This window comes from Caulobacter sp. S45 (genome assembly GCF_009765965.1).
Classification (GTDB): Bacteria; Pseudomonadota; Alphaproteobacteria; order Caulobacterales; family Caulobacteraceae; genus CAHJWH01.
Window position 1 is genome coordinate 196,557 of the sequence record NZ_LMUL01000003.1, and the last position, 13,683, is coordinate 210,239.

Genomic DNA, 13,683 nt, shown 5'->3' on the forward strand with positions numbered 1-13,683 from the left:
CGCGTCGATGCAGATCAGCAGCTCCATCAGGTTGTCGTTGGCTGGATAGGACGTGGACTGGATCACGAACACGTCCTCGCCCCGGACGTTCTCGTCGATGGTGACGAACACCTCGTTGTCGGCGAACCGGCGCACCTGGGCGCGGGTCAGCGGGATGTCGAGATAATCCCCGATGGCCTTGGCCAAAGTCTTGTTGGAATTGCCAGCGAGAAGTTTCATCCGCCTACGACCTCTGCGCCCGGTTCGCGCGCTTCCTAACAGGCGGACGGCGCGGGGCAAGGGGCGTAGAGTCTCACGCCACCCATGCGCGCCTTGATCAGGCGGCCTTCGCCCGGCCCTTTCGCCCTCGTCCGGGGGCCGTGAGGTAGAACAGCGGGGTCGAGCGGGACGCCGTCTTCGGCTCCTCGTCGAACAGTTCGGCCAGCTTCTCGGTCATGGCCCCGCCGAGCTGCTCCACGTCGACGATGGTGATGGCGCGGCGGTAGTAGCGGGTGACGTCGTGGCCTATGCCGATGGCGATCAGCTCCACCGGCGAGGCGCTCTCGATCTCGTTGATCACCTGGCGCAGGTGGCGCTCCAGGTAGTGGCCGGAATTGACCGACAGGGTGCTGTCGTCCACCGGCGCCCCGTCGGAGATCACCATCAGGATCTTGCGCGCCTCCGGCCGGCCGGCCAGGCGCTGGTGCGCCCAGAGCAGGGCCTCGCCGTCGATGTTCTCCTTCAGCAGGCCCTCGCGCATCATCAGGCCGAGGTTCTTGCGCGCGCGGCGCCAGGGGGACTCGGCGGCCTTGTAGACGATGTGGCGTAGGTCGTTGAGGCGGCCGGGATGGGGCGGCTTACCGGCCTTGATCCAGGCTTCGCGGGCTTGGCCACCCTTCCAGGCGCGGGTGGTGAAGCCCAGGATCTCCGTCTTCACCCCGCAGCGCTCCAGCGTGCGCGCCAGGATGTCGGCGCACACCGCCGCCACCATGATCGGCCGCCCGCGCATGGAGCCGGAATTGTCGATCAGCAGGCTGACCACCGTGTCGCGGAAATCGGTGTCCTGCTCCTGCTTGAACGACAGGGGGGCGGTGGGATCGACGATCACGCGGGTGAGACGGGCGGCGTCCAGCACCCCCTCCTCCAGGTCGAAGGTCCAGGCGCGGTTCTGCTTGGCCATCAGCCGCCGCTGCAGCCGGTTGGCCAGGCGCGACACCACGCTCGACAGGGCGGTGAGCTGCTGGTCGAGATAGGCGCGCAGCCGGGTCAGCTCCTCCGGATCGCACAGTTCGTCGGCTTCGACGATCTCGTCGGCGGCGGTGGAGAACACGGCGTAGAGCGGCTCCCCGTCCGGGCCGAGGCCGGAGTCGGGGCGGCCACGCTGGGGGGCGTCGTCAGGCTGAGGCGTGGATTCCGACTGGTCCTGGTCCTGGGCGTCCTGGGTCTCGTCGCTGTCGTCAGCCGGGGACTGGGTGTCGCTTTCCGAGGTCTGGACCTGGTCCTGGGCGCTGGTCTCCGGGGACTGGTCCTGTTCGCCGTCGCTGTTGTCGCCCTCGTCGGGCTGGTCCTGGCCCTCGGGCTCCTCGTCGGAGGCGTCGTCCACCGGCTCGGGCACGCCTTCGTCGCCCAGGCCCAGGTCGACGATGATGCCACGTGCAATGCGGCCGAAGGCGTCCTGGTCGTGATAGGCCTCGACCAGCCGGTCCAGGTCCTTGCCGGCCTTCTCCTCGATCTCGCCGCGCATCATGTCGACCAGGGTCTTGGCCCCGGCGGGCGGCGGCTCGCCGGTCAGGCGCTCACGCACCAGCAGCGACAGCACGTCGCCCAGCGGTCCCTGGGTGCGGTCCTCGACCCGCGACAGGCCCTTGCGCTCGATCTGGCTTTCCAGGGCGACGCGCAGGTTCTCGCGCACCCCGCCCAGCGCATTGGCCCCGATCGCCTCGATCCGCGCCTGCTCCACCGCGTCGAACAGGGCCGCGCCCTCGGTGTTCTGGGGCGCCAAACGCGCGTGAGCTGTGGCGTCATGGTGAGCCAGCCGCAGCGCCATCCCGTCGGCAAGGCCCCGGATGCGCGCCGCCTCGCGCCCGTTCAGGTCGCGCGGCGGATGCGGCAGGGTCGCGCGGTTGCCGGACAGCGAGGGGCCTTCGCTGGAATAGACGATTTCCAGGTCCGGCATCTCGGCCAGCGAACGCGCGGCATGGGCCAGGGCGCGCTTGAACGGTTCGGTGGGAGCTTCGGGCTTGGCGGCCATGGGACCTAGATAGCGCGCCGCGCGGCCGGGAAAAGCGGAACTTAGCTTGGCCGGCTCCGTTTCCCTCTCAACTTCAAAAGTCAAGCAGGAGATTCGAGATGAGCGACAATCGTATCGAAGGCGCCGGCCACAAGCTCAAGGGCTCCATCAAAGAAGGTCTCGGCAAGCTTACCGGCGATCGCCAGATGCAGGCCGAAGGCGTCGCCGAAAAGCTGGGCGGCTCGGTGCAGAACACCGTCGGCAAGGTCCAGGACCATATCGCCGGCGAGCCCCGCCCCTTCGCCGACCATGACCGGGTCGACGGCACGGGCAAGAAGATCGCCGGCTCGATCAAGGAAGGCGTCGGCAAGCTGACCGGCAATCGCAAGATGCAGGCCGAAGGCGCCGCCGAAAAGGCCGCAGGCTCCGTCCAGGACGGCTTCGGCAAGGCCAAGGACACGCTTCGCTAGTCGGGCCGTCCCCTACCCAAATTTCAGGAATGGGCCGTGCGATGCGCGGCCCATTTTTGTTGAGGGCTTTTCCACACCCGCCACCCGGCTATAAGCCCGCGGGTGAAAAAATTCTGGTCCTTCATCACCAACATGGACGCCCGCGCCTGGCGGGCGGTCTTCGTGTCCTTCGTCCTGTTCGGGGGCGTGGGCATGGTCTTCCTGTTCGGCGCATCGCTGCTGGGCCTCAAGGGCTCCGGCGCGGTGGAGACCTGGATGGGCGCGGGCGTGCACGGCCCCTGGGCGCTGCCGATGGCGGTGGCGGGTTTCAGCGTGCTCGCCTTCCTGGGCGTGCCGCAAGTGGTGCTGGTGGCTGCGGCGGTGGTGGCGTTCGGACCCTGGACCGGATTCGCTTACAGCTGGATCGGCAACCTGGTCTCGTCGATCCTGGGCTTCTATGTCGGGCGCAAGGTCGGCGCGCGCGTGCTGCGCAGCTACGCCGGCAAGGGCGTCAACGCCTTCGTCGACATGATCGGGCGCAACGGTTTCTGGGCCAGCCTGGTGGTGCGGCTGGTGCCCTCGGCGCCGTTCGTGGTGGTCAACATGGCGGCGGGCGTGACACCGATGAAGGTGTCCCAGTTCATCGCCGGCACCGCGCTCGGCAGCATCCCCAAGATCGCCCTGACCGCCTATGCCGGCAATTCCGCCATGCACGCCCTCAACGGCGGGGGCGCCAGCCGCTGGATCAAGCTGGCCGCGGTCGGCGCGCTGTGGATCGGCATGGCGCTGGTCGCCCGCGTCTGGCTCAAGCGCGAGGAGGCCAAGCGCGCCGCGCTCAACGCCCTGGAAGCGGAACAGGTCCCGTCGCTGGAGCGGCCCTGAACAGGGTCAGCGAGAGCTTCTCCCCGGTCGAATAGCTGGTCCCGTCGATACGTCCGATGGGCTCGGGGACGAGGCCGTCCTGCGCCGCCCGGCCCATGAAGACGCCCATCTGTTTGGCGCTGACGATGGCCATGGCGCAGGCGCGGTCGTGGGCCAGCAGGTCGGCGGCCGAGGCCGGATCGATCAGGCGCGTCTCGTTGCTGTTCAGGAACACCAGGCTGGGTTCGGCGAAGCGGGTCGAGGCCAGCACGCTGTTCGGACACGGCTGGTTCCGGGCGGCCAGGGCGGCGATGCGCGGGCCGAGCCAGATCGGCGTCAGCGACGGCAGGGCGTAGTCGTATAGGCCCGCATAGACGATCAACGCCGCGACGCCCGTCGCCGCCAGCGCCCGACCCCGCGCCCCCCGCGCCGCCAGGACCAGGGCTGCAACCAACAGGCCCACGCTGACAGCCGCCATGCCGACGGCGATGGGATCGAGCCGGTGCATGTAACGCCAGAACAGATAGGCGCCGAGCGAGGCCAGCAACGTCCCCACCCCCAGCCAGAGCACGCCGTACAGCGCCGCCAGCCCCCGCCCCAGGGTCCCGCCGCGCCAGCCGTCCTTGGCCAGCGCCGCTGCAGCCCCCAGGCACGCCAGCGCCGGATACAGCGGCAGGACGTAGTGGGGCAGCTTGGTCCCGATGATCTCGTACATCAGCCAGGTCGGCGCGACCCAGGCCGCCAGGAACCGCACCTCCCGCAGCGCCCGGTGACGCCAGGCCCAGGGCGCGGCGAACACCGCCGCCAGCGCGCCGGGCCAGAAGGTCAGGTTGAACGCCAGCAGATAGTAGCCCGGCGGCAGACCGTGGTGCTGCTCGCCCCGCCCAATCTTGCCGAGCAGGTTCTGGCGCACCGCCTTGTCGAAGAAGGCGCCGTGGGTCTTGATCCCGATGGCGACGAACCAGGGCATGGCCACCGCCAGCGCCACCAGTACGCCCCAGCCCGCATGCAGCCGCTTCAGCCACGCCGCCTTGCGGTCCGTCGCCACCAGGACCAGCGTGGTCGAGCCGCTGACGATCAGGATGATCGGTCCCTTCAGCAATAGACCGACCCCGATCGCGGTCCAGAACACCACCGCGTTCAACCGCCCCGCCTTTAGCCGGTCCAGATAGGCGCGCAACAGCGTCGCCTGGGCGGTGAGGATCGTCGCCAGCAGGCAGGCGTCGATCTTGGCCATGCGCGATTCAAAGCTCAGCAGCGCCGACATCGCCAGCAGCAGCGCCGCCCCGATCCCCGCCTCGGCCCCGAACAGCATGTCGCCGATCCAGGCGGTCAGCAGCACCGCCGCTATGGCCGCAATCAGCGAAGGGACGCGATAGGCCCAGATCTGGCGCGCCTCGGGCTTGCTGAATAGCGACACCGACGCCGCCTCCAGCCAGTAGACGCCGACCGGCTGCAGGTTGCGGGGCTGATCCTGGAAGCGGACCTGCACGAAGTCCTTGGTCTCCAACATCTGGCGGGTGGCCTGGGCGTAGCGGGCCTCGTCGCGGTCCACCGGCGGCAGGCGCATCCGCCCCGGCAGGAACAGGGCCAGCGCCGACAGGGCGAGCAGCAGATAGGCCCGCCAGCCGAGCCTCCGGCCGCCTTCGGCCATGATCATGCTCAAGGGCTGGAGGTCCGCTTGGGCGCCTGGGTGCGTCGGGTGATCCAGATCACGCCCGCCAGGTCGGCGATCCCGACCAGGGCGCGGCCCCAGTTGGTGTACTTCGACACGCCCTTCAGCCGCGCGCGGTGACGCACCGGCCGGTTGATCAGCGGGTGGCCGTAGCGGGCGAACAGGGCCGGCAGGAAGCGGTGCATGCCCTCGAACACCGGCAGCAGCAGGAAGTCTTCGCGCCGGAACACCTTCAGTCCGCAACCGGTGTCGGGGCAGTGGTCGTTCAGGATCGCCTGGCGCAGGCCGTTGGCGATGCGGGTGGCCACCAGGCGCGAGCGGGGATCGTCGCGCCGCACCCGCACGCCCGCCACCAGCGGGGCCGGCAGGCCGGGGCTCCAGGCGGCGGTGGCGGCCTCGACCATCTCCACCACGTCGAGCGGATCATTCTGGCCGTCGCCGTCCATGGTCGCGATCCAGGGCGCATGCGCGGCCCAGACCCCGGTGCGAACGGCCTGGGACTTACCGCAGCGGCGGTCGTGGCGGATCAGGCGGATGCGCGGGTCGGCCGACGCCAGGCGCGCGATGATCTCAGGCGTGGCGTCCTTGCTGCCGTCGTCGACATAGACCAGCTCGAAGCGCGCGAAGGGCTCGAGCGCCGCCACCACCTCGGCGGTCACCGCTTCGATGTTCTCGGCTTCGTCGAGCACCGCGATGACGACCGCCACCTCGGGCGTCGCCGCTGGGGCGAGCACCCTGGACGGGTCCGACGCCGCCGCGTCGCGTCCGGCGTTCCCGCCCGACGAGTCCGGCCCTGCCGTCACCTGCATGGAAAGCTATCCCGCCTGCTCCGTCCGCCCGGCACGCCGCCGGGTCGGTTGCGAGATATTCTCCCCGCCTTCACGCCACAAGCGCCGTGTGGTCCCACCCATGCGGCGCCAAGGGCGGGAAAACGTCTCAGGCGGCGCGTATGGCCTGGGCGGCGACGCTCGGGACCACCGGCGTGCGCAGGACCTGGAAGGCGACGAGGCAGCCCTCGGCCATGTCGTGGACACACCAGCCCACCTCCCGACCCGAAGCGCGCAGGACCGCGCTGATCAGGCTGTCGTCCTTCAGTTCGCCCTCGTGGGCCACCAGCACCCCACCGTCGCGCAGCAGGCCGAGGCCCAGGTGCACCGACGTGCTCAACCCCTGCGCCGTGTTGGGGCCGGTGATCAGCAGCAGGTCGCAATCGCCTTCCGCGCCCGGACAGACGCCGCCCTGGATGCTGAGCGCCCGATCGAACCCCTTGCGGCAGAGCGCGATCATGGTGGCGGCGCTGGCCGGTCCCACCACGCTGACACGCCAGGTCGGGAGCGCGCCCGCCAGGTGGAGCATCCGATCCACCATCGGACAGGGTCGCTCACCCCAAGATAATCGATCAGGGAGAGGTTGGTCAGGCTCGGAGGGCATAGATCGTCGCTCCACACGGAAACGGTTTCGGACGACGGTTCATATGCTCCGGAGGCCCCTAAAGGGTCGATGGCGATCCTGAGAGCGGCGCATAAAGAAGGTGGCGGACTCGGATCGGGCGCTCGCACTGACGTGATGCCGCAGATGTGCGACGAAGTCCTTGAAATCCCGCCCTCGCCAGGGCAAACGAGCTTATCCTGCGAGTTAGAGGGCTGGCGTCAAGGTCGCGTGGGGGATGCGCGGCCGTTTAGCTCCGTTCACGGGAGTTTTATCCCAATTTCTTCCCTATCGCCTCATAAGGCCTTTCATGTTCTCATCCCTTTTCGGCCTGATCTCGAACGACATCGCCATCGACCTCGGCACCGCCAACACCCTGATTTACATGAAGGGCAAGGGCATCGTGTTGAACGAGCCCTCGGTGGTGGCGCTACGCACCGTGGGCGGACGCAAGATCGTCCACGCGGTGGGCATCGAGGCCAAGCAGATGTTGGGCCGAACGCCTGGCCACATGGAGGCCATCCGCCCCATGCGCGACGGGGTGATCGCCGACTTCGAAGTCGCCGAAGAGATGATCAAGCACTTCATCCGCAAGGTTCATAACCGCAAAGGCTTCGTGAACCCCAAGGTGATCGTATGCGTGCCCTCCGGGGCCACCGCCGTCGAGCGCCGCGCCATCAACGACAGCGCCCTGAACGCCTCGGCCCGCCGGGTCGGCCTGATCGACGAGCCGATGGCCGCGGCCATCGGCGCCGGCCTGCCGATCCACGAGCCTACCGGCTCCATGGTGGTGGACATCGGCGGCGGCACCACCGAGGTGGCGGTGCTCTCGCTGTCGGGCATCGTCTATTCGCGCTCGGTGCGGGTCGGCGGGGACAAGATGGACGAGGCCATCATCTCCTACATGCGCCGCAACCATAACCTGCTGATCGGCGAGACCACCGCCGAGCGCATCAAGAAGGAGATCGGCACCGCCCGCGAACCCGAGGACGGCGAGGGCCTGGCCATCGAGGTCAAGGGCCGCGACCTGATGCAGGGCGTGCCGCGCGAAGTCCGGGTCACCGAGAAGCAGGCCGCCGAGGCCCTGGCCGAACCCGCCTCCCAGATCGTCGAAGCCGTAAAGGTCGCGCTGGAAAGCACGCCGCCGGAACTGGCCGCCGACATCGCCGACAAGGGCATCATGCTCACCGGCGGCGGGGCCCTGCTGCGCGGGCTGGACTTGGAGATCACCAACGCCACCGGCCTGCCCGTCACCATCGCCGACGACCCGCTGTCCTGCGTGGCGCTGGGCTGCGGCAAGGTGCTGGAACATCCCAAATGGATGAAGGGCGTGCTGGACGCCAGCCTGCACTGACATCCGGTCCGCGCAAGCCGCAGTCGCGGCGTGCCGCAATTCTTGTAAGACTCTAGGGCCAGAGGCGGCCGCATGGCCTTTCGCGACGGACCACTGCAGGATCTGAAGGTGCCCCTCGCCTGGACGGCGGTGGGCGCGACCATCCTGGCTATCGTGGCCGCGGTCGTGCTGCTGCTCGCCGGCCGCCGCGACCCCGCCGGGACCGGCGGCTTCCCCCAGGCGCGCGGCGCCTTTTCCATGGTGGCGAAACCGGTGGATGCGGTGCTGGCGGCCCCGGTGCGCTGGACCCGCGACGGCGTCGACTATGTCGAGGGCTACTTCTTCGCCGTCTCCGAGAACCGCCGGCTGAAGCACCAGATCCGCGATCTGGAAAGCTGGCGCGACGCGGCGGTGGCGCTGAAGAACGTCAACGACCGCTACGAGGCCCTGCTCAAGCTCAAGACCGAGCCGCCGATCCCCATGGTGACGGGACGCGCGGTGACCGATACGCGCGGCCCCTTCTCCAACGCCCGCCTGCTGGACGTGGGTGTCGAAGGGGGGATCAAGGTCGGCGACCCGGCCATGAGCGAGCATGGCGTGGTCGGTCGCGTCGTGGGCGTGGCCAAGGGCGTGAGCCGGATGCTGCTGCTCACCGACGTGGACAGCCGCACCCCCGTCCTGATCGACCGCACCAACGACCGCGCCATCCTGACCGGCGACGGCAGCGCCTTTCCCCGATTGGATTACCTGCGCGGCCAGGACACGCTGAAGGCAGGCGACATGATCCTGACATCGGGCGACGGCGGGGTTTTTCCGCGCGGTCTGCCGGTCGGCGAGGCGGTCAAGGACCTGCGGGGCGTCTGGCGCGTGCGGCTCTATTCCGACCGCTCCCCCATCGACTTCGTGCGGGTGCTGCTGTTCCAGGACTTCAGCCAGAAGGTCGGTCCGGACACCTTCAACGAGAGCGCACCGCCGGCCCTGACGCCGAGCGAGGCGGCCGACCGCACCGCCGCCCTGCAACGCGCGGCGGCGGCGGCGAAGCCCGCGCCGCATCCGCTCGCGCCCGTGCCCGCACCGACCCCGTCGGCTCCCGGTGCGACAACGCCGGCGGCGCCCACCACCGCGACAGCCCATCCTCCGGCCGGCGCCGATCCCGACCCTCAGCCATGAACCGGGGCCAGTCTCAGGCGCTCCAGTCCCACGCCTGGCTGGGCTGGCCGTTGGTGATGTGCGTGGCGGCGACGCTGCTGCTGGGCGTCCCGTTCAGGATCTACGGGCTACGCCTGCCCGAGCCGGTCTTCCCCATGGTGCTGGCCTTCGCCTGGCCGGTGATCCGCCCGTCCCTGCTGGCGCCGTTCGGGCTTTTGGCGGCGGGCTTGTTCCTCGACCTGTTCTGGAGCGCGCCGCTGGGCCTGTGGGGCCTGTGCCTGCTGCTGGCCTACGCCGGGGCGCTGATCTCGCGCAGCCTGATGACCGGCCGCAGCGCGCCGGTGCTCGCGGTGTGGTATCTAGCACTGACAGGCATCGCGTTCCTGGCCGCCTATCTGTTCGTCATGCTCCGAGCCCACGTGGTCCCCAACCTGACGGGCGCCCTGTTCCAACTGGGGGCGACCCTGGCGCTGTTCCCGTTCGCGCACCGCCTGATCGACCGCTTCGAAGACGCCGACATCCGCTTCCGCTGATCCCTATTTAACCTGCTCGCAGAGTAACCGTCCCGTGAGCCACGAACCCCACATCTACTTCGACGAGGTCAACGAGCGGCAGGGCATGTTCCACCGCCGCACCGTCCTGCTCGGTGGCTTCGCCGGCCTGGGCCTGGCCGCGCTAGGCTTCCGCCTCAGCCAGCTCCAGCTGGTGGAGACCGGCCGCTACCAGACCCTGTCCAAGTCCAACCAGTTCAACTTCCGCCTGGTGCCGCCGCCGCGCGGCCGCATCCTGGACCGCGAGGGGGTGGAGATCGCCTCCAACCGGCCGGAATTCCGCATCCTGCTGCAGCGCGACGTGGTCGAGGACGTGGACGCGGCCATCGACAACGTGGCCGCCTTGATCCCGATCAGCGACGCCAAGCGCCGCCAGATCACGCGCGACATCGCCCAGACGCCGCGCTCCAGCCCCGTCGCCATCGCCACCGACCTGACCTGGGACGAGTTCTCGCGCATCAACGTGCGCATGCCGGAGCTGCCGGGGATCACCGCCGAGATGGGCGAGGCGCGATTCTACCCGTTCCCCGGCGCCTTCAGCCACGTCATCGGCTACGTCTCGCGCGTCTCGGCCAAGGACATCGAGGCCACCGGCGAGGACCCGCCGCCGCTGCTGCTGCATCCCGGCTTCCGCATCGGCAAGCAGGGGGTGGAGAAGTCCCTGGACCTGCAGCTGCGCGGCAAGCCCGGCGGCCACAAGGTCGAGGTCGACAGCGTCGGCCGGGTGATCCGCGAGGACCCCGCCGGCGACATCCAGGCCACGCCCGGCGACACCATCAAGCTCACCCTGGACGCCGATATCCAGAACCGGGCGATGGATGTGATGGGGATGGAATCCGGCGCCGCGGTGATGATCGACTGCCGCAACGGCGACATCCTGTGCCTGGCGTCCAACCCCAGCTTCGACGCCAACGCCTTCGTCAAGGGCGTGCCGGGCGACGTCTATGCCGACATGGTCAAATACGAGCGCAAGCCCCTGTTCAACAAGGCGCTGACCGCCAACTACGCGCCGGGCTCGACCTACAAGACCATGGTCACCCTGGCCGCGCTGGAACATGGCTACGACCCCAAGACCGTGCACGTCTGCAACCGGTCGTGGTCGATGGGCAATCACACCTGGCACTGCGACCAGGTCCACGGCGCGTGCGACATGCGCTCGGCGATCAAGAAGTCCTGCGACGTCTACTTCTTCGCCACCGCCATGGCCATCGGGCCCGACCGGATCGCCGAGGTCGCCCGCCGGTTCGGCCTGGGCGAGACCTTCGACATCGGCATCCCCGGCCAGAAGCCCGGCATCGTGCCGGACACCGAATGGAAGCGGACCCATGTCCCGCACGATCCGAAATGGCATCCCGGCGACACCCCCAGCATCGGGATCGGCCAGGGCTTCGTCAGCGTCAACGCCCTGCAGCTCGCCACCATGTGCGCCCGGATCGCCAACGGCGGCACCGCCCTGCAGCCCAGGCTGATCCATTCCGTCGGCGACGAGGTGCGCCCGTCGGGCGCCGACGCGCCACGGCTGGGGATTTCGCCGGAGCACATCGACTTCCTGCGCTCGGCCATGAATGGCGTGGTGAACGAGCCCGGCGGCACCGCCTTCGGCAGCGGGGCGTGCAAGCTCGACCTGGGGCCGGTCGTGATGGCCGGCAAGAGCGGCACGGCCCAAGCCCACACCTATGCGGTCGGCAGCCATGGCATCCATGGCTCCCACGGCCAGTGGGTCCAGCGAGACCACGCCTGGTTCATCGCCTACGCCCCCTCGGACGCGCCGCGCTATGCGGTGGCCGTGCTGGTCGAACACGGTGGGTTCGGCGCCGAGACCTCCGCCCCCAAGGCGCGCGAGATCATGAAGATCGCCCTGCTCAAGGACCCCGAGGTCCGTGCGCGGATCGAACAGCCGCTCGATCGCCCGCCTCAACCCCAACAGCCGGCCGCCAATCAGATCGCACCCGAGGTCGATCCCAATCCGGTTCCTTCGCCCACCCCAGACGCCAACGTGGAGACCACCACGTGACCTCCAGCGCCATCACCCGACCGGGCGAGCGGGAGCGGCTGTCCTCCAAGCTGAAGCAGATCGACTGGACCTTCACGGTCCTGCTTTGCATCATCGCCGCGCTCGGCACCGCCATGCTCTACTCGGTAGCCCCGCTCGCCTGGCACCCCTGGGCGGCCAAGCACCTGATGCGGTTCTGTCTGTGCCTGGCGCTGATGCTGGCGCTGACCCTGTTGAACCTGCGCATCTGGCTGACCCTGGCCTATCCGATCTACGGGGCCGGGTTCTTCCTGCTGCTGGCGGTGATGGCCGTCGGCCACACCTCGCTCGGGGCCAAGCGCTGGCTGCAATTCGGGCCGATCCAGATCCAGCCGTCGGAGATCATGAAGATCGGCCTGGTGCTGGCCCTGGCGCGTTTCTATCACGGGGTCTCGGCCAAGGACGCCCGCTGGTCGTGGAAGCTACTATTCCCCGCCGGCATGATCGCGCTGCCCATGCTGCTGATCGCCAAGCAACCGGACCTGGGCACGGCCCTGCTGATCGGTTTCACCGGCGCGGCGATGATGTTCCTGGCCGGGCTGGACTGGCGCGCGCTCGCGGCCGGCGTCGTCGGCGTGGTGGTCGCGGTGCCGGTGTTCGTCAAGTTTATCATGAAGGGCTACCAGCGCGACCGGGTGCTGACCTTCCTCAGCCCCGAGGACGATCCCTCGGGCTCCGGCTACCACATCCTGCAGTCCAAGATCGCGCTGGGCTCGGGCGGCCTGCTCGGCAAGGGCTATGGGCTGGGCACCCAGAGCCAGCTCAACTTCCTGCCTGAGAAGCACACCGACTTCATCTTCGCCACCTTCGCCGAGCAGTTCGGCTTCGTCGGCTGCACGGTGCTGTTGCTGCTGTACGGGGCGATCATCTTCATGGCGTTGCGCACAGCCATGCGGTCGCACAGCCATTTCGGGCGGCTGGCGGCGGGGGGCGTGACCGCCACCTTCGCCTTCTACATCCTGGTCAATGCGTCGATGGTGATGGGCATGGCCCCGGTAGTGGGCGTGCCCATGCCGCTATTGTCCTACGGGGGGACCGAGGTGCTGACGGTGATGATCGGCTTCGCCCTGGTCCAGGCCGTGCGCGTCCACCGTTATGCGGAGGTCACCAGCGGCAAGGGCATGCTGGTCTAACCCCAACCTCGTTCTGCGTCCTTCGAGACGCCCCTGTGGGGCTCCTCAGGATGACGGACGTGGGTGGATAAAGGAAACCCACCAACCTTCGTCACGCTGAGGAGCGCGTAGCGCGTCTCGAAGCACGCAGCGCCGGAACCTCCCAGCGCAGGGGAGGATGATAGCTCTAGCGCCGGCGGAACTGCTGGGGGCGCGGGCCGGGACGCGGGGCGCCTTCGGTCTTGTGGCGGAAGGTGATGCGGCCCTTGCTGAGATCGTAGGGCGTCATCTCCACCGTGACCCGGTCGCCGACAAGCGTGCGGATCTTGTTCCGCTTCATGCGGCCGGCGGTGTAGGCGAGCACCACGTGCTCGTTGTCCAGCTGGACCCGGTAGCGGCCTTCCGGCAGCAATTCGGTGACCACGCCATCGAATTCGATGAAATCTTCTTTGGTCGACATGCGGCTCAGAGCACCTGCAGGTTGATAGCGGCGACCTTGCCATTCTGGCCGCGCTCCAGGTCGTAACCCAGCTTTTGATTCTCTTGAAGATGTCCAAGCCCCGCGCGTTCGGCGGCGGTCGCGTGGACGAACACGTCAGGCCCGCCGTCTTGCGGGGTGATGAACCCGAAGCCCTTCATGGGATTGAACCACTTCACAACACCCTCAGACAATACGGTCTCCAGATCGGCGACGGCGCTCGGCCGTCGGTTGATTTAACATAGTCGGTCCAGGAGCGGCCAAAAGACCGCCCCTGGGTTTGTCGATTTAGACGTCCATCGGATGCCAGCCCGGCTTGCCGGACTGCGCGGCCGGAGCGCTGGCGGCGACGCCAGCGGCGGGACGGGGCTTGCCGGGACCGCCACGACGCGGGCCGCGCGGACCC

14 protein-coding genes are annotated in these 13,683 nt (G+C 68.7%); 7 read left to right on the forward strand and 7 right to left on the reverse strand.

Going from position 1 to position 13,683, the window contains the following annotated elements:
• Together GSQ87_RS22650 and cobT are read right to left on the reverse strand one after the other, a co-directional pair.
• On the reverse strand, positions 1-219 hold a 219-nt coding region (locus GSQ87_RS22650; protein WP_254062707.1), incomplete at its 3' end, for a ribose-phosphate pyrophosphokinase-like domain-containing protein.
• 97 nt (positions 220-316) lie between these two features.
• Complete coding sequence (gene cobT, locus GSQ87_RS02450) at positions 317-2,230, reverse strand: cobaltochelatase subunit CobT (protein ID WP_158912969.1); 1,914 nt, start codon at positions 2,228-2,230, stop codon at positions 317-319.
• Between the two features lie 98 nt (positions 2,231-2,328).
• On the opposite strand from cobT, the gene GSQ87_RS23030 reads away from it, so the two are divergent.
• Both GSQ87_RS23030 and GSQ87_RS02460 read left to right on the forward strand, forming a co-directional pair.
• Positions 2,329-2,679, forward strand: a complete 351-nt coding sequence (locus GSQ87_RS23030; RefSeq protein ID WP_371416636.1) for a CsbD family protein — start codon at positions 2,329-2,331, stop codon at positions 2,677-2,679.
• Between the two features lie 132 nt (positions 2,680-2,811).
• Positions 2,812-3,540 carry a TVP38/TMEM64 family protein gene (locus GSQ87_RS02460; protein WP_158913016.1) on the forward strand — a complete coding sequence of 243 codons (729 nt, stop codon included), beginning with the start codon at positions 2,812-2,814 and terminating at the stop codon, positions 3,538-3,540.
• Here GSQ87_RS02460 and GSQ87_RS02465 read toward each other — a convergent pair.
• The 3 genes from GSQ87_RS02465 to GSQ87_RS02475 all read right to left on the reverse strand — a co-directional run bounded on the left by GSQ87_RS02465 (position 3,494) and on the right by GSQ87_RS02475 (position 6,550).
• Complete coding sequence (locus GSQ87_RS02465) at positions 3,494-5,179, reverse strand: glycosyltransferase family 39 protein (protein ID WP_254062715.1); 1,686 nt, start codon at positions 5,177-5,179, stop codon at positions 3,494-3,496. The two genes, GSQ87_RS02460 and GSQ87_RS02465, sit on opposite strands and share 47 nt — an antisense overlap.
• Before the next feature lie 2 nt (positions 5,180-5,181).
• Positions 5,182-6,003: a glycosyltransferase family 2 protein gene (locus GSQ87_RS02470; protein ID WP_158912970.1), complete on the reverse strand. Its 822-nt coding sequence runs from the start codon at positions 6,001-6,003 to the stop codon at positions 5,182-5,184.
• A gap of 127 nt (positions 6,004-6,130) precedes the next feature.
• A complete protein-coding gene (locus GSQ87_RS02475; RefSeq protein ID WP_158912971.1) occupies positions 6,131-6,550 on the reverse strand; it encodes a hypothetical protein in 420 nt (139 codons plus the stop codon).
• Between the two features lie 382 nt (positions 6,551-6,932).
• Here GSQ87_RS02475 and GSQ87_RS02480 point away from each other — a divergent pair, with 382 nt between their 5' ends.
• The 5 genes from GSQ87_RS02480 (at position 6,933) to rodA (ending at position 12,820) form a co-directional block, all read left to right on the forward strand.
• A complete protein-coding gene (locus GSQ87_RS02480; RefSeq protein ID WP_158912972.1) occupies positions 6,933-7,976 on the forward strand; it encodes a rod shape-determining protein in 1,044 nt (347 codons plus the stop codon).
• Between the two features lie 72 nt (positions 7,977-8,048).
• Positions 8,049-9,125, forward strand: coding sequence for a rod shape-determining protein MreC (mreC, locus tag GSQ87_RS02485; RefSeq protein ID WP_158912973.1), 1,077 nt, complete (start codon positions 8,049-8,051; stop codon positions 9,123-9,125).
• Positions 9,122-9,637, forward strand: coding sequence for a hypothetical protein (locus tag GSQ87_RS02490; protein WP_158912974.1), 516 nt, complete (start codon positions 9,122-9,124; stop codon positions 9,635-9,637). The genes mreC and GSQ87_RS02490 overlap by 4 nt, the downstream gene beginning before the upstream one ends.
• Positions 9,638-9,671: 34 nt before the next feature.
• Positions 9,672-11,669: a penicillin-binding protein 2 gene (mrdA, locus tag GSQ87_RS02495; RefSeq protein WP_254062708.1), complete on the forward strand. Its 1,998-nt coding sequence runs from the start codon at positions 9,672-9,674 to the stop codon at positions 11,667-11,669.
• Complete coding sequence (gene rodA / locus GSQ87_RS02500) at positions 11,666-12,820, forward strand: rod shape-determining protein RodA (RefSeq protein ID WP_158912975.1); 1,155 nt, start codon at positions 11,666-11,668, stop codon at positions 12,818-12,820. The genes mrdA and rodA overlap by 4 nt, the downstream gene beginning before the upstream one ends.
• 166 nt (positions 12,821-12,986) lie before the next feature.
• On the opposite strand, the gene infA is transcribed toward rodA, so the two are convergent.
• Both infA and GSQ87_RS02510 read right to left on the reverse strand, forming a co-directional pair.
• The gene (gene infA / locus GSQ87_RS02505; RefSeq protein WP_158912976.1) at positions 12,987-13,259 is read right to left on the reverse strand and encodes a translation initiation factor IF-1; all 273 of its coding nucleotides are present in this window, start codon (positions 13,257-13,259) and stop codon (positions 12,987-12,989) included.
• Between the two features lie 5 nt (positions 13,260-13,264).
• The gene (locus GSQ87_RS02510) at positions 13,265-13,471 is read right to left on the reverse strand and encodes a cold-shock protein (RefSeq protein ID WP_158912977.1); all 207 of its coding nucleotides are present in this window, start codon (positions 13,469-13,471) and stop codon (positions 13,265-13,267) included.
• Between the last annotated feature and the right edge of the window lie 212 nt (positions 13,472-13,683).

Coding starts and splice junctions, on each gene's coding strand:
- cobT (WP_158912969.1), bottom strand. CDS start 2,230: ATGGCCGCCAAGCCCGAAGCTCCCACCGAACCGTTCAAGCGCGCCCTG.
- GSQ87_RS23030 (WP_371416636.1), top strand. CDS start 2,329: ATGAGCGACAATCGTATCGAAGGCGCCGGCCACAAGCTCAAGGGCTCC.
- GSQ87_RS02460 (WP_158913016.1), top strand. CDS start 2,812: ATGGACGCCCGCGCCTGGCGGGCGGTCTTCGTGTCCTTCGTCCTGTTC.
- GSQ87_RS02465 (WP_254062715.1), bottom strand. CDS start 5,179: ATGATCATGGCCGAAGGCGGCCGGAGGCTCGGCTGGCGGGCCTATCTG.
- GSQ87_RS02470 (WP_158912970.1), bottom strand. CDS start 6,003: ATGCAGGTGACGGCAGGGCCGGACTCGTCGGGCGGGAACGCCGGACGC.
- GSQ87_RS02475 (WP_158912971.1), bottom strand. CDS start 6,550: ATGCTCCACCTGGCGGGCGCGCTCCCGACCTGGCGTGTCAGCGTGGTG.
- GSQ87_RS02480 (WP_158912972.1), top strand. CDS start 6,933: ATGTTCTCATCCCTTTTCGGCCTGATCTCGAACGACATCGCCATCGAC.
- mreC (WP_158912973.1), top strand. CDS start 8,049: ATGGCCTTTCGCGACGGACCACTGCAGGATCTGAAGGTGCCCCTCGCC.
- GSQ87_RS02490 (WP_158912974.1), top strand. CDS start 9,122: ATGAACCGGGGCCAGTCTCAGGCGCTCCAGTCCCACGCCTGGCTGGGC.
- infA (WP_158912976.1), bottom strand. CDS start 13,259: ATGTCGACCAAAGAAGATTTCATCGAATTCGATGGCGTGGTCACCGAA.